Origin of the sequence: Enterococcus sp. NPDC086594 (genome assembly GCF_044746145.1) — a bacterium.
GTDB lineage: Bacteria > Bacillota > Bacilli > Lactobacillales > Enterococcaceae > Enterococcus_D > Enterococcus_D entomosocium.
In genome coordinates, this window is sequence record NZ_JBIVBP010000008.1 from 77,778 (window position 1) to 96,502 (window position 18,725).

General features: G+C 43.2%; 20 protein-coding genes, 1 riboswitch and 1 other annotated feature (1 of these 22 only partly in view). Of the genes, 12 read left to right on the top strand and 8 right to left on the bottom strand.

What is annotated here, in order from left to right; genetic code table 11:
• Positions 1–40: 40 nt before the first annotated feature.
• The 7 genes from ACIPK1_RS12490 (at position 41) to ACIPK1_RS12520 (ending at position 5,588) form a co-directional block, all read left to right on the top strand.
• A complete protein-coding gene (locus ACIPK1_RS12490; protein WP_061053665.1) occupies positions 41–1,123 on the top strand; it encodes a DUF916 and DUF3324 domain-containing protein in 1,083 nt (360 codons plus the stop codon).
• Positions 1,113–1,913 (top strand): class A sortase, encoded by an 801-nt coding sequence (locus ACIPK1_RS12495; RefSeq protein ID WP_275855272.1) that lies wholly within the window; start codon positions 1,113–1,115, stop codon positions 1,911–1,913. The genes ACIPK1_RS12490 and ACIPK1_RS12495 overlap by 11 nt, the downstream gene beginning before the upstream one ends.
• Before the next feature lie 44 nt (positions 1,914–1,957).
• Positions 1,958–2,449: a hypothetical protein gene (locus ACIPK1_RS12500; RefSeq protein WP_301389309.1), complete on the top strand. Its 492-nt coding sequence runs from the start codon at positions 1,958–1,960 to the stop codon at positions 2,447–2,449.
• Entirely contained in the window at positions 2,427–3,887 is a 1,461-nt protein-coding gene (locus ACIPK1_RS12505; protein WP_139959848.1) for a helix-turn-helix domain-containing protein, read from the top strand. Before ACIPK1_RS12500 ends, ACIPK1_RS12505 begins: the two co-directional genes overlap by 23 nt.
• A gap of 208 nt (positions 3,888–4,095) precedes the next feature.
• Positions 4,096–4,665, top strand: a complete 570-nt coding sequence (locus ACIPK1_RS12510; RefSeq protein WP_005227190.1) for a TetR/AcrR family transcriptional regulator — start codon at positions 4,096–4,098, stop codon at positions 4,663–4,665.
• 3 nt (positions 4,666–4,668) lie between these two features.
• Positions 4,669–5,127 (top strand): low molecular weight protein-tyrosine-phosphatase, encoded by a 459-nt coding sequence (locus tag ACIPK1_RS12515; RefSeq protein WP_005232347.1) that lies wholly within the window; start codon positions 4,669–4,671, stop codon positions 5,125–5,127.
• A gap of 107 nt (positions 5,128–5,234) precedes the next feature.
• Positions 5,235–5,588, top strand: a complete 354-nt coding sequence (locus ACIPK1_RS12520) for a hypothetical protein (RefSeq protein ID WP_005232346.1) — start codon at positions 5,235–5,237, stop codon at positions 5,586–5,588.
• Positions 5,589–5,651: 63 nt separating this feature from the next.
• On the opposite strand, the gene ACIPK1_RS12525 is transcribed toward ACIPK1_RS12520, so the two are convergent.
• The 6 genes from ACIPK1_RS12525 to ACIPK1_RS12550 all read right to left on the bottom strand — a co-directional run bounded on the left by ACIPK1_RS12525 (position 5,652) and on the right by ACIPK1_RS12550 (position 12,628).
• Positions 5,652–6,011, bottom strand: coding sequence for an iron chaperone (locus ACIPK1_RS12525; RefSeq protein ID WP_301389307.1), 360 nt, complete (start codon positions 6,009–6,011; stop codon positions 5,652–5,654).
• Positions 6,012–6,371: 360 nt separating this feature from the next.
• Complete coding sequence (locus ACIPK1_RS12530) at positions 6,372–7,877, bottom strand: helix-turn-helix domain-containing protein (protein ID WP_005232342.1); 1,506 nt, start codon at positions 7,875–7,877, stop codon at positions 6,372–6,374.
• 118 nt (positions 7,878–7,995) lie between these two features.
• Positions 7,996–9,348 (bottom strand): branched-chain amino acid transport system II carrier protein, encoded by a 1,353-nt coding sequence (brnQ, locus tag ACIPK1_RS12535; RefSeq protein WP_008376239.1) that lies wholly within the window; start codon positions 9,346–9,348, stop codon positions 7,996–7,998.
• Positions 9,349–9,553: 205 nt separating this feature from the next.
• The gene (locus ACIPK1_RS12540) at positions 9,554–10,288 is read right to left on the bottom strand and encodes an amino acid ABC transporter ATP-binding protein (protein ID WP_005227196.1); all 735 of its coding nucleotides are present in this window, start codon (positions 10,286–10,288) and stop codon (positions 9,554–9,556) included.
• An 11-nt stretch (positions 10,289–10,299) separates the two neighbouring features.
• The gene (locus ACIPK1_RS12545) at positions 10,300–11,889 is read right to left on the bottom strand and encodes an ABC transporter permease subunit (RefSeq protein ID WP_008376235.1); all 1,590 of its coding nucleotides are present in this window, start codon (positions 11,887–11,889) and stop codon (positions 10,300–10,302) included.
• Between the two features lie 115 nt (positions 11,890–12,004).
• A riboswitch (Lysine riboswitch) is annotated at positions 12,005–12,178 on the bottom strand.
• A 147-nt stretch (positions 12,179–12,325) separates the two neighbouring features.
• The gene (locus ACIPK1_RS12550; RefSeq protein WP_005232333.1) at positions 12,326–12,628 is read right to left on the bottom strand and encodes a hypothetical protein; all 303 of its coding nucleotides are present in this window, start codon (positions 12,626–12,628) and stop codon (positions 12,326–12,328) included.
• 306 nt (positions 12,629–12,934) lie between these two features.
• Here ACIPK1_RS12550 and ACIPK1_RS12555 point away from each other — a divergent pair, with 306 nt between their 5' ends.
• The gene (locus ACIPK1_RS12555; RefSeq protein WP_301389306.1) at positions 12,935–13,852 is read left to right on the top strand and encodes an ABC transporter ATP-binding protein; all 918 of its coding nucleotides are present in this window, start codon (positions 12,935–12,937) and stop codon (positions 13,850–13,852) included.
• A gap of 1 nt (position 13,853) precedes the next feature.
• A complete protein-coding gene (locus tag ACIPK1_RS12560) occupies positions 13,854–14,615 on the top strand; it encodes an ABC transporter permease (protein WP_008376229.1) in 762 nt (253 codons plus the stop codon).
• A 73-nt stretch (positions 14,616–14,688) separates the two neighbouring features.
• Here ACIPK1_RS12560 and ACIPK1_RS12565 read toward each other — a convergent pair whose 3' ends face one another.
• Both ACIPK1_RS12565 and ACIPK1_RS12570 read right to left on the bottom strand, forming a co-directional pair.
• A complete protein-coding gene (locus ACIPK1_RS12565; RefSeq protein ID WP_005232328.1) occupies positions 14,689–15,594 on the bottom strand; it encodes a sensor histidine kinase KdpD in 906 nt (301 codons plus the stop codon).
• A 14-nt stretch (positions 15,595–15,608) separates the two neighbouring features.
• Complete coding sequence (locus ACIPK1_RS12570) at positions 15,609–16,277, bottom strand: response regulator transcription factor (RefSeq protein ID WP_005232327.1); 669 nt, start codon at positions 16,275–16,277, stop codon at positions 15,609–15,611.
• Between the two features lie 157 nt (positions 16,278–16,434).
• Here ACIPK1_RS12570 and ACIPK1_RS12575 point away from each other — a divergent pair, with 157 nt between their 5' ends.
• From ACIPK1_RS12575 to ACIPK1_RS12585, 3 genes are read left to right on the top strand one after another with little or no spacing between them, the layout of a single operon-like run.
• Positions 16,435–17,127 carry an NAD-dependent protein deacylase gene (locus ACIPK1_RS12575; protein ID WP_005232325.1) on the top strand — a complete coding sequence of 231 codons (693 nt, stop codon included), beginning with the start codon at positions 16,435–16,437 and terminating at the stop codon, positions 17,125–17,127.
• 13 nt (positions 17,128–17,140) lie between these two features.
• Positions 17,141–17,989, top strand: coding sequence for a chorismate mutase (locus ACIPK1_RS12580; protein ID WP_061053669.1), 849 nt, complete (start codon positions 17,141–17,143; stop codon positions 17,987–17,989).
• Entirely contained in the window at positions 17,986–18,510 is a 525-nt protein-coding gene (locus ACIPK1_RS12585; protein WP_016611442.1) for a transcription repressor NadR, read from the top strand. The genes ACIPK1_RS12580 and ACIPK1_RS12585 overlap by 4 nt, the downstream gene beginning before the upstream one ends.
• A gap of 120 nt (positions 18,511–18,630) precedes the next feature.
• Positions 18,631–18,725: a binding site (T-box leader), on the top strand (it continues 144 nt past the right edge of the window).

An 18,725-nucleotide genomic window follows, 5' to 3' on the forward strand; every position in this document is an offset into this window, starting at 1 on the left:
GAGGTTCAAGGAGAATACATAGAAAGAAGGGACATCCATCATGAAAAAAATCAAACAGCTTTTGGCGCTCCTATTCGCAAGTATTTTCTTTTTTGTACCAACCATAGGAACCGCTTCTGAATTTAACTTTGCCGTCAATCCAGTGATTCCAGAGAATCAAATCGATAAAGAAAAGACTTATTTTGACTTGAAAATGGAGCCGGGAGCGGTTCAAACTGTAGAAGTCCAATTGCGCAATGACACCGATCAAGAGGTCGTCATCGCGCCAGTGATCGCTTCAGCTACCACGAATCTAAACGGGGTCGTGGAATATGGCGAAAACGACATTGAAGCGGACGAAACCTTGCCTTATGATATGGCTGATTTGATTGAAGTGGAGGAAGAGATCACGATCCCGAAACAATCCCAAATCACCTTGCCCTTAAAGATCACCATGCCTTCAGAACCGTTTGAAGGGGTTATTGCCGGTGGTTTGACCTTGAAAGAAACGACAGAGGAAACCGATACTGCTGACAGTGAAGAAGACCAAGGGTTAGCCATCAAGAATGAGTATGCCTATGTCGTTGCGATTTTACTCCGTCAAAATACAACAGAAGTCACGCCGGATCTAAAACTGCTGGATGTTGGACCGGGACAAGTCAACGCCCGCAATACCATCAATGTTACGTTGCAAAATCCTGAAGCAGCTTACTTAAATTCCTTGCGGTTGATCAATGAAGTGAGGAAGAAAGGTGATAGTGACGTCTTGTATGCTTCAGATACCTCACGAATGCAAATGGCACCTAATTCAAACTTCTCGTACCCAATCTCCTTGGAAGGACAACGTTTAGAAGCAGGGACCTATGTGTTGACTTCCGTGGCCTACGGTGGGAAAAGCGATGAAGGACAATACAAAGTGGAGAATGAAGAAGGCGAGGAAGAAAGCTATCTCTATAAATGGAGCTTCGAAAAAGAATTCACAGTGACGGGAGATGTCGCTCGTGATCTTAATAAGAAAGATGTGACGATCGAAACAGATTACACGTGGCTTTACTTCTTGATCGGCGGTCTGTTGCTGCTGCTCGCCTTACTGCTGCTTTTATGGTACCGACGAAAGAAAAAAAATGAAACGGATGAAGCGTGAGCACCTTGAGAAATACTTGATCGATGGCTTGATCATCGCAGGTATCCTCTTGTTGGCACTTCCTTTTTTAAAAGAAAGCATCGTCAGTTGGCAATTACGCACAAGCGAATTGACGATAGCGACCCAGCTGCCGACAACGATTCCAGAAGAAGAAACGATTCAAATGCCGGCTCTAGGGGATGTATTGGCTCCGCAGTCGGCAACGATCACCGGGTACGGCTTTGTTGCAATTGAAGCGATCGAGTTCCAGCAGCCGCTATTGGTGGGGATAACCAATCAGCAGTTGCTGAAAGGCGGTGTCGTGATGTTTCCGGAACGTTTGTTAAAAAATAACAATTTTGTCGTTTTAGGGCATCATCTCGGTAGACAAAGTTTGTTATTTGGTCAATTGCTAGAAGCACAGGTGGGGATGGAAGTGTCCGTAACCTACCTCGAGGAACGCCAGCAGTATATTATTATCGATAAAAAAGTCGTAGATGAATCCGACTTGTCGGTTCTAACAGATGACCAGACACCAAAGTTGACATTGATTACTTGTCCCACACCTACTCGAACAGAAGAACGCTACGTGCTGACAGCGATTCCTGTTGAGCAAGCAACTGCCGGACAGTCGCAAAACACAGCGACCATGGGCAGTACGTCACAAGACGCGAGAGTGATGGCTAAAAAACAAGAAATGCTATGGAGACAACAATCTAAAAAAAATTGGTTTCTTTTATTTGTTATTTTATTTATAATTAGTGGATGTCTGCTTGGCGTTCACAAACTGTTGAAACGTTCAGCGCCGTAGAAAGAGCATCAAAAAGAAGCTCTGTTGATAAGGAGGGTGAAGAAATGAAACGCAGATTTGGTTTTGTCATTGGTGCCTGCATGATTATTGGAATGATCGATCTTGTCACAGAACAAGTTGTTTTTGCGACTATCTATAATCCGCTAGACCCCTCAGAAGAAATCGTCCCAAAGGATCCGCCAGAAGAAATTACGGAGAAAGCAGATGAACCGCCTGCAGAAAAGAAAGAATCCAAAGAATCACCGGCTCCTGAACCGGAACCTGTTCCGAAAAAAGAACAGGAACAATCCGCATTTCCAGAAAGCAGTTTTTTGGAAAAACAGAAGCACTTAGCACAACGAGTCATGTTGGAAGATGTTTTTGCGTCGGATCGTTTGGCTGTCGATTTAGCACTGCCGGGAAATAATACGGATGGTGACGGGGATGACAAACCTTCGTATCTTGCCAGCTTATGCTATTTATTTTCAGGAAACGTTCTTTATGGCCAAAAAAATAACGGAGGCTTGAAAACGCATGTTTGTGACATTTTTGAATAAGGCGGACAAACGAAAATTGATGATGCTACAATATTTGGAAAACGCAGTCGCTCTTTCTGAAACGAAGGAAACATTGATGGACCAATTGACCATGTCGGAATTTCTGATCAACAAAACCGTTCAAGAATTGAATCTTGATTTTTATGAACTAGGATTGAATGAGGAATTTGAGATCGTGACCGATGGGACGGTCATTAAATTGAATGCCTCCGGGCTGGCAACTTCTGACACACTACTGACCTATTATCTAGATCAAGCGTTAAAATTTTCTATGTTGAAAGAATGCTTTTTTGAGCAATTGTCTTCTTTATACGAATTTGCTACCAATCACTATCTAAGTCATAATCCCGTCTATAAAGAATTTAAACAATTCAAACTGATCTTGAAAGAATACGACATTGAAGTGACGAAAGAGTTTCAGCTGGTGGGTGAAGAAAGTGAGATTCGGGAGTTTATTTTTCTCTTTTTTATGAAGGAATATTATTTGAACCATTCCCCTTTCCCAAAAGGTATCTTGGACAAAGAAAAGACGTTTGATCGATTCAATGAAAGTACTTGGCTGAATCCAGAACAGTCTGCCCGCATGCGGATTCGCAAGAAACATTATCTAGGCATTGTTTTGGCGCGGATGTCTAAAGGACATTACATGCAAAACAATGTGGAAAATGATTTAGTCTTACCCAAACATTTAGTGATTATTGAAGAATTGAAGCGCTGGTTACAAGAGATCTTGACGATCACCGATCAAGAAGTCCTAGAACGTGAGGCACGAGATATTTTGCGCTTCTTGATCGTTGAAGGCTGGTTGATCGACAACAATAGCTACATCGACCAAGAACAAACCTATATCCAACAATTAAACGAGCAGTTTATTCAGGCAGTCCAACAGCAGTTTTCGCTAACCACTGACACGTTGGCGCTGCTTCATGTCGAAACGACTACGATTCATTACCAGCTCTTGTCGTTTTCTTTTAGTTCTCGTTATGAATACCAATACATGGATGTCACATATTTTCTTGAGACGTATCCTGAATATGCTGCGTTTTGCCGCAACTATCTGGAAGAAAGTCGTAATCGACCGATCTTATGGAACAATAAAGAGTTTTTGTTTTTTAGATACCTAATTTTATTAGTTTCTACGATTCCACTAAAAGAGATTTTGGTTCCTTTATATGTCTGTGTTGATTTTTCGTTTGGTGATTCCTACAACCAGATGATCAAAAAGAATATTGAAAAAATTCTCGATTTGAATGTGCAATTCCAGAGTTACCCAGATGATCATACGCACCTGATTCTTTCAAACCTGCCATTTTATGGTGCGTTGGGGATCGACCATATTTTATGGCTAGCACCACCTAGACCCATCGATTGGGCCAATTTTACTGAAAAAATCAGCGTGATTCGCAGAGAACAATTTCAAACCAAAACGGCACAGTGAGCATCTTGCCGTTTAACTATCGAAAGCAGCGTCTGCCTCAAATGAAGGCAGGCGTTTTTTGCAGAAATCTACCATATGCAAAAAGCACACAGGGATCTATTGCCCTGATGAAGTGTTCGGATAAGGTCTGTGAAAAAGGACCATTTGATAGGATTTTTTTTTAGTAGAAAATTTGGTATGATAGAAAGAGAAGAAAAAGAGGTGCCCTATGATGGATGGGAAACAAACGAAGGCTGTGATTGGCCAGACATTGATCACCCTTTGTGAGACCAAAGAAGTGAATAAAATCAGCGTACAGGAGATCGCCGAAAAGGCGCAAGTCAATCGGCAGACGTTTTACTACCATTTTCCTGATAAAAAAGCTTTGATCCAATGGATCTATCGGCAAGATGCCCTGATTTTTTTGACGACAGAAGATGTCTCCCTTGATAACTGGGAAGAAGCCGCCTTGCGCATGCTGAAAGCAATGAAACAAGCGCCGGCCTTTTACCGCAAATCACTGGCTTATGACCGCGAGATCTTAATGAACGGTTTTTTACAGATCACAGAACCGCTTTTTCAGCGCTTGTTCTTGGAGGTCGATCAAGAGCAGCAATTGACGAAACAAGACATTCTATTTTATAGCCGATTCTTTTCCTACGGCTGCGGAGGCATTTTGGAAAATTGGATTCACAACGACTTTCCAGAGACCCCATTAGAGATTGCGACGCAATTGTTTCGTTTGGCGAAGGATGTGGAATTTTTTGGCCACCAAATCTATGAAAAAGAGGAGCAGTAAGCGATGACGAAAGTTTTATTTGTTTGTTTAGGTAATATTTGCCGTTCCCCCATGGCAGAAGCTATTTATAAAGCAGAAATAGCAAAACACAAGTTGGATTGGCAGATCGATTCGGCAGCGACCAGCTCATGGGAAGTCGGACATTCTGCTCATCCCGGAACCAAAAAAAGACTGCGTCAAGCAGGGATCTCTAGTGACGGTCTTATTTCACGGCAGATCACTGAAGCGGATTTTGCCACATTTGATTGGATCATCGGCATGGATGCGAACAATGTTGAAACACTTCAAGCGCTAGCACCTGCCGATACGACCGCAAAGATCCGTTCGTATTTGAGTGTTGTTCCTGGCAAAGAGGCTGAGGAAGTACCAGATCCTTATTATACAGGAGATTTCGAAGAGACCTATCAACTGCTGCAAGAGGGGATTCCTTATTGGCTAGAGGTTATTTCTTCTGAAAAATAAGGCGTGTTCGCTTGTATTTTATCAAAAATTTGCTAAAATAGAACCATGGAAATGCGAACGTATGTGTGGTTTTAGAAACTGCTGCAACGCGCAGAAAGGAATGTCCAATGGAAAAGAAACCATCGCCCATCAAACAATTGGGCAAACTCATTGTGATGACATCCACAACGTTGCTGGATACCTTTTTCAGTGATGATGCTGACAAGAAGAATCAGTCTGAGAAAGTCAAAGAAATCCGGCGAACGCTGCAAGAGGCAGCCGCTGCCAAGCATCTGGTCGTGCTGCAAGTAAAAACAGAGAAATTGGGTGGTTTTGAAACCGTTACCGGCTGGATCGTCGGCAAAACGGTAGCAAAAGAACAAGTTGTCTTGAAATTACAAAGCGACCGTCAGCAGCTGCGGATTATTCCCCTGCATCATGTGCTGAAAGTTAGCACCTTGAATACAAAACCCGGCTTGTAAACAAGCCTGTGCATAGCAAAAAAACCGCTGCGTCATTAGACATAGCGGTTTTTTAATTGCTAGTTACGCGTGCTTGTTTTTGACTTCTGCGAGTCGCCAAGCGGTCATCACAGCGATCAGTTCGTAAGGGATCGGCTGTGCAAAAGAAAACTGGACCGCCCCTTTACTGGTCTTGTATGGTTGTAAGTCCTCTTGGAAGGCCGTGATCGCAGAAGGCGTGGGATAAAAGCCTAGATGCTGTTTGGCGCAGGCAAAATGTACGATAGTTTCTCCCTGATGATAAGTAGGCATTTGATAACTGATCTTTTCAACCGCTTCAGGTAAAACGGCTTTGATGGTTTGACGGACCTTTCTTAAAATCGCTTGTCGTTCTGCTGGAGCTGCTGCAATGTATTGGTCAACTGTCGTAATGGCTGTTGTCATAGGCCACCTCCTGCCTTTAGTATACGGCAAACCCCGTAAGAAAAAAAGGAGCCTGTCAGTGGGTAGCTGACAGGCAAGGAGTAAAAATGAAAAGTGTTAGTTAGGGTTGTTTGTTGGGTTATGTATACTATACTGTCCAAATATGAATTTTTTGTGGAGAAAAGATTGGAAAGTGTTTAAGTTTGCTGGCTGCGAAAATAAGTAAAAAAAGACCCGTCGGTGGGTGGCCGACGGGAAGGAGTTAAAAATGAAAAAGTGTTAGTTAGGGTTGTTTGTTGGTATACATAGAGTATACGAGATAAATATGAATATTCTGTGACAAATCTTTTCGGAAGTTCTTAAGAAACCGTAACGGTTTGGTTACAGAGAAAGGTTCTTTTCATCAAAACGGTTTTTCAACGTACGATACAAATCAATGTATTGCCGATCGTCTGCCGCATAATCCCAAATATAACTCATTTTTTCTGGTTTGAGTTTTTTCATCAACTGATTGGAACTAACGATGACATCATAATTTTCTTGCTGGTTTAGATCATAAGGTTCTGCTGCTACGAAGGTCAAGTCATGTAGGAATTGATTCAATCCTTGAACGACTAAGAAATTATCTTCTAACGCAACCCCTACCCGTAAACGATTCGAATAACGGATTTGATCATAAAACGGCAGCAGGGCGTGGGTATACATCGTTGCCATCTGCTCTTGGTTTTCATCATTGATATAGTCCACCGCTGATTCTTCGCGATAGTTCGTTAAGAATTCATCGATTTTTTGCTGCAGCTGCTCTTCAGCAGACCCGCGATTGATCGAGGGTGTCAGCAAGCGATAGATATTTGGAAACGGCTGACGGAAAACGTAGTTGCCGAAAGTCACATTGATTAAATTACCCACGACCAATGGCTCGTCTAACAGGCCAGGCTGTGAAGCAAAGAAGGTTGCTTTCATCTCTGCTAACAAGTCTGCGACTAACGGATAAACTGGGTTTTGTTTGCTTGAAAAGAATTGCAAGGTTTGTTGCAAAGCTTCTTCTTCAGGACTCAAGTAGAATGGGAAGATTTGCGCCATCAAATAAATAAACCCTGATTCGCCTTTTAATTGTTTGTCTGTCATTGAAACTTCAGGATCAACGACTTGTGTCAAACGCTCAAAATCGAAATATGGATTATTTTTCATCAGGAAATTGTACCGCTTGTCGTATTTGGCAAAATTCCCTTTTTTGATTCGTAAAAGAATCAAGGCGGCGAAATACTTCAACTCTAATCGGCCAAGATAAGAATGAGTCATTGGGAAATACTCCGTGAATCGATCCACCATTTTTTCTGTCTCACTCTCAGCGATCGCAAATGGCCATTCTATTCCACGAGTACCTAACCAAATGATATTGAATAGGGAGAGCCGCACAAGACGCTCATCGCCCACTAAGTTTGATTCAGTGTACGTAAAGCGAAGCTGAAATTGCTTCAAATGTTTTTTTAGATGTTCAAATTTGCGAGACACCGTTGAACGACTGACATCGTATTTTGCACAAAAATCCGTGATCGTAGGATTGTCTTCATTCAGCATGTAAAGAACATATAAGAACGGAACGCTTTTATTCAATAAATAGAAGCGGTATTCATCGATCGTTACCGCGATATTCTGAGGCTGTAATTTACCGCCACGACCGAGTATCGACATATGATCCGGAGTTAACTCAGTTAGATCTTGGTCGATCTCAGTCAACTCTATAAAAGCTTGTTGGTAGCTTAACTCCATTTCCTTTGCCAATTGTGCGATTGGGTGGCTAGGGTTTTGCAGAGTCAGCATACGCCGGAATATTTTAAATTTAATTAATGTTTGCGGGTCCATCATAAGTTCTTCATAAAACATAGGTATCCTCCTTTGTGGCTCTATTGTATCTTTTTTTTACGAAACTGTCAGTCTTTTTAATCAAAAAAATAGCCTACCCTTTAAAAAAAGGTAGGTTATTTTCATCTTTTTAACTAATTTAGGCTGAAACAGGGTCTTTTTTGAACCACGACCATAGCAAACCGATCAAAAATCCGATCGCAGCTGGTACGACCCACCCCATCCCGATTTGGAAAAAGGGCAGATAATCTGACGCAAAAGACAAGATTCCTTGCACGAAAGCGTTGTTGGTAATCACTGCAGGACTCGCATTTAAGCCGTCGATGATTGCAGCGATCAACGTGAAGTATGTCGTCATTCGATAGACACTGGCACGATGGTTAAATAATGGACTGATGATCGCCAACAAAATCAAAGTGATCGCCAGTGGATAGATAAACATCAAGACTGGAATAGAAAACTCGATGATATTGGTCAAGCCGACATTAGCGAAGATCGCTGGTAAGATACTTGTCAAAGCGATAAAGAATCCGTAGCTTTGCTTTGGAAACAATCCAGCAAAGGTTTCGGAAAAGGCCGTGATCAAACCAATGGCGGTTTTTAAGCAGGCAGAGATGACGATCAATGCCAATAGCAGACTGCCGACAGTGCCAAGGTAATGGTTGGCGATTTGTGCCAAAGCGATCCCACCGTTTTCGCTGATGGGAAACTGGCCTAAACTTTTGGTTCCCATATAAGAAAGTAAGGTATAGATGATCCCCATCAACACGATGCTGACAGAGCCGGAAAGGATCGTGTCTTTTGCGACCGTCGCAGGTTTCTCAACCCCCATATTGCGAATCGTTGAGACGATGATGATCCCGAAGGCTAAAGATGCCAGCGCATCGAGAGTATTGTAGCCGTTTGTGAAACCAGTAAAGAAAGCATCGCTTTGATAGCTAGGATAGATCGGCGCATCGCTGATGGTTCCTAGTGGTTGCCAAAAGGCAAAAAAGAGCAAAACTCCTAGTAAGACCAGAAACAAGGGATTTAGAAACTTCCCTACATAATCTAAGATTTTGCTAGGTTTGCGTGAAAACCACCAGGCAGCTCCAAAAAATAGGGCAGAGAACAACGCCAATAACCAAGTTTGCATGTCTGATGAAACATGGGGAGCGATCCCGATCTCATAAGAAGTAGTAGCCAAACGAGGCAGAGCAAAGAATGGCCCAATCACTAAATAAAGCAAAATCGTAAATATCATTGCATAGCGGCGATTGATCCGAGAAGCTAATTCAAAAACACCGCTGCTTTGGGAAACGCCAATAGCAATGACCCCTAAAAATGGCAAGCCGATCCCTGTAACTAAAAAGCCAAGGTTGGCTAAGCCGACATTCGCGCCAGCTTCTTGTCCCATGTGAACGGGGAAAATCAGATTTCCGGCACCAAAGAAAAGACCGAAAAGCATTGATCCAACATACATGTAATCCTTAAACTGTAACTTTTTTTCCATAAATGAAAGCTCCTATAATTCCTTAGTTTTAAAAAAAAATAACAAAGTTTCTAACAAATAGCAATGGTTTTTTGTGATTTTTTGATAAATTCTGACAATTACTCCTCCTGCAATAAAAAAACACTTAGCATTGAATTCTTCCAAGCTTACTGAAAAAGGACGAAAAAGCTCGGAAGAAGACCGCTAAGTGTTTCAAGACAGAAAATTAATTCAACACACGGGAAAGGAATTCTTTGGTGCGTTGCTCTTTTGGATGAATAAAGATATCTTCAGGCGTCCCTTGTTCGGCAATGACACCTTGATCCATAAAGATGACCCGATCAGACACTTCTTTGGCAAAGCCCATTTCGTGGGTAACGATCACCATCGTCAAGCCAGTATGAGCTAACGTATTCATGGTCTTCAACACTTCACCGACCATTTCTGGATCTAGCGCAGAAGTCGGCTCATCAAACAACATGACATCTGGATTCATCGATAAGGCACGGGCAATGGCTACCCGTTGTTTTTGTCCACCTGAAAGCTGGGAAGGCTTGGCATTGGCATATTGAGCCATACCGACTTGCTCCAGATTTTCTTTGGCAGTCGCTTCTGCTTCTTTGCGATCACGTTTCAAAACAGTGACTTGGCCCGTCACGCAGTTTTCTAATACATTCATATTGTTGAATAGGTTAAAGGATTGGAAAACCATTCCTAGATGCGTACGGTATTTCGGCAAGTCATAGCCTTTTTCCAGCACATTTTCACCTAAGTAGATGATTTGCCCACTGGTTGGTTTTTCTAATAAGTTGATGCAGCGAAGAAGTGTAGATTTTCCTGAACCAGAAGAACCGATGATCGTGACAACTTCTCCTTTATTAACAGACAAACTGATGTCTTTTAAGACTTCGTTGTCGCCAAAACTCTTTTTTAAATGGTCAATTTCAATGATTGCTGACATGTTCTTCCTCCTTATTCGTTCGGGTTGATGTCTTCTAATTTGACATACGCACTGGGACCATCCATTTTGCGTTCAACAAAGCGCAAGATCTGGGTGGCACTGATGGTCAAGACTAAGTAGATCACACCGATGATCGCAAATGTTTGGAAGTATTGGAAGTTCGTTCCAGCGGCTGATGTACCTTGGAAGAAGAGGTCTGCAACACTGATGACACTTAAGACGGCAGTATCTTTGATATTGATAATGATCTCATTTCCGGTAGCTGGTAAAATATTGCGCATTACTTGCGGCAACACGACTTTGATCATGGTTTGCCAATGAGTCATTCCGATGGCTTGAGCTGCTTCAAATTGGCCGTCATCTACAGCAAAAATCCCCCCACGAACGATTTCAGACATGTAGGCACCGGTATTGATGGAAACGATCAGCACGGCTGCCAGCGTGCGATTCATGGAGACACCAAAGGCCAAAGCGGTTCCGTAGAAAATAACCATTGCTTGAACCATCATTGGGGTGCCGCGGAAAACTTCGATATAAATGGTCAGTAAACCATTGACGATGCGTTGGAAGAAACGTCCTACTGGATTTTCTGAAAGCGGCAATGTCCGGAAGATACCGACCAAAAGACCGATGATCAATCCGATGATCGTTGAAAGGATCGCGATGAATAAGGTCAAGCCAGCGCCTCGTAAAAAGAGCATGCCGTAATCATCAATGATTTTTTTAAAATCAGCGACCAGACCTTGATCCGCCGTTTCTCCGCTAGCATCTGCAGGTTGATCTAAGACTGCTTGATCCATCAGGGAAACCCGTTCTTCTTCAGAAATTCCTGCAAGAATCTCATTGACTTTTTCAACATCGGGATCGCCTTTGCGCATCCCGACTGCTACTTGGACGTCTTCTGGGTTGGTTTCAAAACCGGCGCCTTCATCGAACTCGACCATCTTCAAATCAGGATTTGCCCCGACGGCAGTGACGCCTTCTGGACGTTCGCTGACGTAGCCGTCAATGATACCCGAAGCTAAAGCAACGCGCATGGAGGAGAAGTCCCGCATGGCTTGTTCTTTTTGGACCTCAGGGATTTGATCTATGACCGTATAATGGAAAGTATTCAGCTGGGCAGTGATTTTTGCCCCCGAAAGATCAGCGAGGCTTTTGGCATCGGCGAACTCGCCATCTTTACGAACCACTACCACCAAATCTGATTCATAGTAAGGATCGGTAAAATCAATTTGCTCGCGACGTTCGGCAGTTGGTGACATACCAGCGATCACAGCATCGATAGTCCCCGCTTGCAAAGCTGGCGGCAAACCGTCCCATTGAGTTTTGACGATCACTAATTCTTTGCCTAAGCCTTCAGCGATTCGTTTGGCGATCTGGACATCGTAACCGCCGGCAAACGCCGAGCCTTCTTCCCCAGAAATCGGCACGGCACCATTGGCGTCCGTCGTTTGCGTCCAGTTAAATGGGGCATAGCCTGCCTCCATACCGACACGGAATTGTTCCGCAGGCGTTTGGTCATCCGCTTGCACGGTTAGGGGCAGCTGAATGAGGGTTAGACAGAGGGCGAAGACTGCCCAGATCCAATTATTTTTTTTCATTTTTTCTCTTTCCTTTCACGAGTTGGACAAGCAGGTAAGGATGAAAAAGCAAAAAAACAGCCGTACTCCATGATTGGAAAACGGCTGTTGACAGGTCATCGTCGACAAACCTTTCACAAAACATAGCGCAACTTAGACAAGCTAAGACAGTCCGCAAATTGTTCATTTGCGGCCCAACAAAATCGATGCAAGCAAAACCGACCTTGTTTCGGCGATGTTCCCTAGCTCTGCTGTAAACGTGTTGCTTCACTCAGCAGGATTAATGAACCTCGCGACCTCTACCTAAATGTTAAAGGGTACTCGTATTTAATTTGATTCTTCTCAGAGTTTAGAAGAAAAGCACCCAAATGTCAATTCTTTTTAACAAAAAAACGACCATTTCCCTATTTTTATCAAAGAGAAAGCGGATCGTTTTTACGAGTGTCTATTGGAACCCTTAAGCGACTTTCGCTTTTGGTTCACGGCCTAAAACAGCTTGGATGACTGTCAAAGCAAGCAATAAGCCAAGTGCTAGATAGATGAGGCTTGAGTATTGTGTAACGCCCCAATCTTGTCCGAAGGTACGGTAAACCACAAGGACGATGGCTTGAATGATTGCTGTGATGACATTTAAAAAGCCGAATGCCCATAAATTGCCATTTTCTTTACGTGCTAAATAGAAGATAGAGAAATATAAGCTGACTGCCAACCAACCGAAACTGATAATGATCATTGCCCAATAAATAATAGCTGCTACCAATGTATTTCACCTCACTTTGATTCGTGACTAGTTTACCACGTTTTTTGTTCCTTGTCATGAAGGAATCTCTTTCTTTGTGAGGCAAAAAACAAAGAGCAAGAGCAGTAATGAAAAGATCATCTGCTATTGGTTGGTTTGCTGAAAAGGGACGGTTTTTCTAGATCGGTTCATTTTCAGCTGTGTATAATAGAAATAAACTGTTTTTTGCAGAAAACTACGAGTTAAGAATCAATTAATAATTAGTTAATAGCTGATTTAGATCTGCTTGCTAGAATGAGCACAGAAGCAAGCAAGGAGGAAGTAAAAATGGAAAATGTTCTTAAAATCAAAGGATTAAACAAACGTTACGGCAAACAGCAGGCGTTACATGATGTCGATCTAACGATCGCTAAGGGAGATATTTATGGATTGGTGGGGAGAAATGGTGCTGGGAAGACGACCCTATTAAAAGCGATCGTTCAGTTGATCCAACCAACTAGTGGCAGTCTGCAGTTGTTTGATGTTGAAGGCGGCAAAGCGTACACTCAGATGCTGAAACGGGTCGGTAATGTGATTGAGACCCCAGTCGCTTACGACCAATTGACCGCTGAACAAAATTTGAACTATTATTGCAAAATCTGCGGGGTGGTGGAACCTGAGGCGGTCAGTAAAGCATTGGCGTTTGTCGGATTGACCAATGTTGGCCACAAGAAATACCGTGATTTTTCTTTGGGTATGAAACAAAAGCTAGGCTTAGCCATCGCTTTATTGAACCAACCGGATTTTCTAATACTAGATGAGCCGATCAATGGCCTGGATCCTGTAGCGATCGTTGAGTTTCGGGAGCTGCTTTTACGATTGAATCAAGAACGCGGCATGACGATTTTGATTTCCAGTCATATTTTAGAAGAGTTGTACTTAGTGGCTACACGTTTTGGGGTCATTAGTGAGGGGCGTCTGATCAAAGAGATGACCAAACACGAATTCGATCTGATGGCGAAACGGTTTATTCAATTAGAAGTGGATGATGTAGCCACAGCTAGCCGCTTGCTAGAGAGTCAGCTGATTTCCGAATATAAAGTCGTCAGTGACCACAAAATTCATATTTATCAAGAGAATGTGTTGATTCGTGACCTGGTCCGTCAGCTGGTTTATGAAGGGATCGCTATCGACCGGATTTCTTTTGAAGGGGAAAATCTAGAGTCGTATTTCAAAGAGTTAGTAACAAGTGAAGGGGGAAATTAAGATGTTGAATTTTATTCGAGCCGATTTGTATCGTTTATCAAGAAGTAAAAGTTTTTGGATCACAGAAGGAATTATTTTATTGTTGGTGATTTTATCCGTTGTTTCCAATGGTAGTGTAGGGGTCACTCTTGGGGATAGTACGCAAACAGCAGGCAGCCTTACGGAAATGACTGGCTTTCTGGCGATCCAGACCAGTTTGTCTTCCATGTTGCTGTATTACTCCTTGCCATTGGTGATGCAGGTCTTAGGCAGTGAGTACACGAAAGGGACCATGAAGAATATCATTACCGTTGGTGTCTCCAAACCCGCTTATCTTTTTGGGAAATTCTTGGTTTATACATTGGTGCTGGTCTTACAGATCGTCGCGATTTGTTTGGTGAGCTTTGTAGCGGGAACGGTTATTGGGGGGATTGGTTATAATGACCTTTCACAGATAGAAAACTTGTTGTATTATTTCGTTAGTTTTGTACTGATTTTATTAGCGACTTCCTCTTTTGCAGTGCTAGTTTTGTATTTGACCAAAAATACAGCGGTCAGCGTGTTGGCGACGATTTTTATTCCGATGGCCTTTGCGATTGCCCGAATCTCTTTACCCAACTGGAAGTTTTTACAATACTTGGACTTTCAAGGCGGTTTAGAGATGGTGACCATGACTACTTTCCAAACATGGGAAACAGTCCAACCCATTTTTCTTGGGAGCCTGATCAGTTTATTGCTTTGCCTCTTGGCTGCGCATCTGGTGTTTAAGAGACAAGAATTGTAAGAGCAGAAAAACGCCCAACCGTATCGACTAGTGAAGGTCGAGCGATTGGGTGTTTTTTGTGTATAGCCATGAGTTAGTGGGATTCAACGGACTGCTGCCAAAAAAGGGTCAAACGAAACGTCTCTTCGGTTGTATCCAATTGGATCTTGCCGTCTAATGCATTAGTCAATGCCGCGATGATATACAGACCAAGTCCGGCTTGCTGTTTATGCCGTGAAAGGTCTTCGGTATAAAAGCGGTGGGTCAATTTTTCTGGGTGCTGGATCGGTGATCTCAGCTGATTTTCCTGTTGGAAAACGATGCGATCTCCTTGCTGATTCAAGCGGATCGTCCCCGTTTCACTGCCATGTTCCAGCAGGTTACCAAGGACATTTTGGAAAATTCGTTGCCAGCTTTTTTTATCTGAAATGATCATGATGTTGGGTTGGATCGCAACCGTCAGTGATAAATGGTTTTCCTCAAAAGAAGGATAAAGCTGGAGCAGTTCTTCTTCCAATAAACGAGAAAGATTGAATTCTTCCAAAGTCAAAGCGAGCTGATTGTCTTTGAGACGCTGATAGGTCAACAACTGTTCCAGATGATTTTCGACTTTTTCTAGGTTGCTGCTGACTTTATCCAGCAGCTGTAGTTGTTGCGGGGTGAGGGTCGCATCGGCTTGCAGCAGTTGTGTGTAGCCGCTGGCGACCGTCAAAGGTGTGCGTAAGTCGTGAGAGATATTTTGAATGGCTTGTTCCAACTGCTGGTTTTCTTGCAGCATTTGATAGTGTTGCTGCTTATTTTTTCTAAGTATCTGATTGTTTAACAAGGCGATCGCTTTTAAAGCGGGGACGCGGGTCTGTAAATGGATCTCTTGATTTGTTTCGATTTCGCTGATTCTTGTTAATTGCTGGTGGTACTTTTTTAGATCATATAGTAAGAAAAACCAATAGCCAAACAATAACACAACGATCAGAGCGGCGAAAAACTGAAGTATATGCATGAGGTTCCTCCTTTTTAAGCTAGCTTGACGCCGATGCCCCAGACAGTATCGATATACGCTTCATCTGGATCGAGTGTTTTGATTTTGCTGCGTAAATGGCTGATATGGACATTGATCGTGTTTTCTTCACCGTAGTAAGGTTCTTGCCAAACAGCTTCATAGAGCATTTCTTTGGTATAAACTTTTTTGGGGTTCGCTAAGAGCAGGGAAAAAATCTCAAACTCCTTTTTCTTTAACTGAACCGTTGCCTCTCCTCGTTGCAGCTGAAACGAGTCAGGCAACAGTTGAATGTTTTTATACGAGTGGCTGCTGGCAACTGGAGGGGGTTGTTTATTTGTTCGCAATTGAACAATGATACGTGCCTTTAATTCTTCGACATTGAAGGGTTTGGTCAAGTAATCATTGGCCCCCGCCAGCAAAAGGGTGGAAACATCGGCTGGTTCATCTAAGGCAGTCAAGATAATGACGGGGACCGTGGAGGTTTGGCGAATCTCTTGCAAGACTTGTGTCCCATCTTTACCGGGGAGCATTCGATCTAGCAAAATCAAGTCGAAAGCATCTTGCTGAAAAAGCAGCAGACCTTCCGTGCCTGAATAGGCTTGCTGGACGGTATAGTCAGCTGCTAAAATAGTAGCCAACATTTCGCTGATCTCATTGTTGTCTTCGATAATCAAAATTTTCATTTGGTTTTCCCATTCTTCTTGTATTTATTGCATTTATTATAAGCAATTCCGCAAGAAAAAGCATTAGTTGCTTTTAAAAAAGAAAATGGCTGATTTTTCGCAAAAACGGTTCTTTTTCGGTTAGAATAAGAGAAAAGCCATAAAGGAAGTTAGAACGATGAAGGTATCTATTGAGCAAGCAATCGCAACGGTCACCGCCGCATCATCCGTGACCTTTTTGACGGGTGCCGGTGTTTCAACCCCATCGGGCATTCCTGATTACCGTTCCTTAAAAGGGGTCTATCAAGGACTGGCCCAGCCAGAGTATTTGTTAAGCCATGACTGTTTAGAAAACGAACCGGAAACATTTTATCAGTTCGTCAAGCACCTCTACCATCCTCAGGCCCAGCCGAACATCATTCATCAAAAAATGGCTGCGCTGCAAACGAAAAAAACAGTTTGGGTCGTTTCACAAAACATCGATGGACTGCATGAAAAAGCGGGGAGTCACCAAAGAATCGATTTTCACGGCTCCTTGTACAACTGTTATTGCCGAAAATGCGGTAATCCGGTACCTTGGCAAGCGTATTTGCAGGATTGGCACCATGCAGGATGTGACGGTCAGATTCGGCCGGCGATCGTGCTTTATGGGGAAGGATTTACGGATGAAACCATTGAGGGAGCCATTCAAGCCGTTGCTCAAGCCGACCTGACGGTGGTCGTGGGGACTTCGCTGCAAGTCTATCCTTTTGCAGGGCTAGTCGATTACAGCCAGCAGGTGTTGGTCATCAATAAGGAACCATTGGCGATCCCGAATGAATATGGCATGTTGACCGCAGCAGCCGAAACGTTTTTCCAGAAAATTGAATGAAGGAGTTTATGATATGACACAACGTACCGAAAAAGAGAAAATGATTGCTGGCGAATTGTACTTTTCCCCAGATCCAGAATTGGTGGCAGACCGGAAATATGCCCGTGAACAAATGAACCTGATCAACCAAGAAACTGATACAAAAATCAAAGAGCAGTTACTAAAAGAAACTTTCGGCTCTGTGACTGGTCGAATCTATATCGAACCGAATGTCCGCTTTGATTATGGCTACAATATTTCTGTCGGCAAAAACTTCTATGCTAACTACGACTGTGTGCTATTAGATGTTTGTCCAATTACCTTTGGTGACAACTGTATGCTGGCACCCAATGTTCGGTTGTTTACGGCGACTCATCCATTGCATCCGGTCAAACGAAATAGCGGCTTAGAATTAGGGGCACCGATCGTGATTGGCGATAACGCGTGGATCGGTGGCGCGGCCACGATTTTGCCGGGGGTACGCTTAGGTAACAATGTCGTGGTGGGGGCTGGCAGTGTGGTCACAAAATCATTCCCAGACAATGTTGTGCTGGCGGGAAATCCGGCACGGGTCATCAAGACGATCGACTTGGAAGAAGAAAACAACCAGCAAGATCCTTTGGCTGTTCAGCGAGCGGCAATCGATGACCTTGATTGGCAGCTCACGCATCTTTTAGAAAAACGCATGAGTACAGTTAATGAAATCGTGCAATTGAAGAAAAGTAGTCAGTTGCCGGTTTTAGATGAAAATCGTGAAGAGAAAGTGCTGAAAAATATTCGGCAGGCGATTTCAAATCAAGCCTATGAGGAAACGATTTTAGCCATGTTTCAATCAATTATGAAACACTCAAAAACCTATCAAGAGAATCAATTGGAGGAATGAGTATGGATGGAGCAACACGTCGAGAAACGATTTTAGCGGCATTGAAGCAAGCGGACAAAGCGATCAGTGCCAGCAAACTGGCAGAATCACTAGGAGTCAGTCGCCAAATCATCGTTGGGGACATTGCCTTGCTGCGAGCAGCCGGTGAAGCGATCGCGGCCACTGCTCGCGGCTATCGACTGCAAGCACTGTTGAATGAGGCGGGGCATGTCAGCAAGCTAGCGGTGCAGCATCGGCCTGAACAAACCGAAGAAGAATTGCGGATTTTTGTCGCTTGTGGCGTGGAAGTGGTCGATGTCATCGTTGAACATGAAATCTATGGAGAGATCACTGGCAATTTGCAGATTCAAACAGACCAAGACGTGACTGATTTCATCAACAAAACCAAACATGCAGAAGCCCGCTTGCTCTCAGATTTAACCAATGGGGTACACTTGCATACGTTGCGTTACACCGATCCTGCGGCTCTGGAAAAAGCCAAACAACAGTTAGCAGAAAAAGGCATGCTCTATCAAAATTGAGGCGTAAACCATTCTGGCAAGGACGCTATCGGCAGTCTTGGGGAACACTTAGATGAAAAAATTGTGATTTTTTGTTGACAAGGCGTTCATTTTCCAGTAAAGTACAACTCAACAAGAATAATGAATCTGTTGAGAAGGAAAGTAACCGCGGATACTTTAAAGAGAGACTCTGGTTGGTGGAAAGAGTCAAGTCAGAAGCGATGAAAAATGGCCTT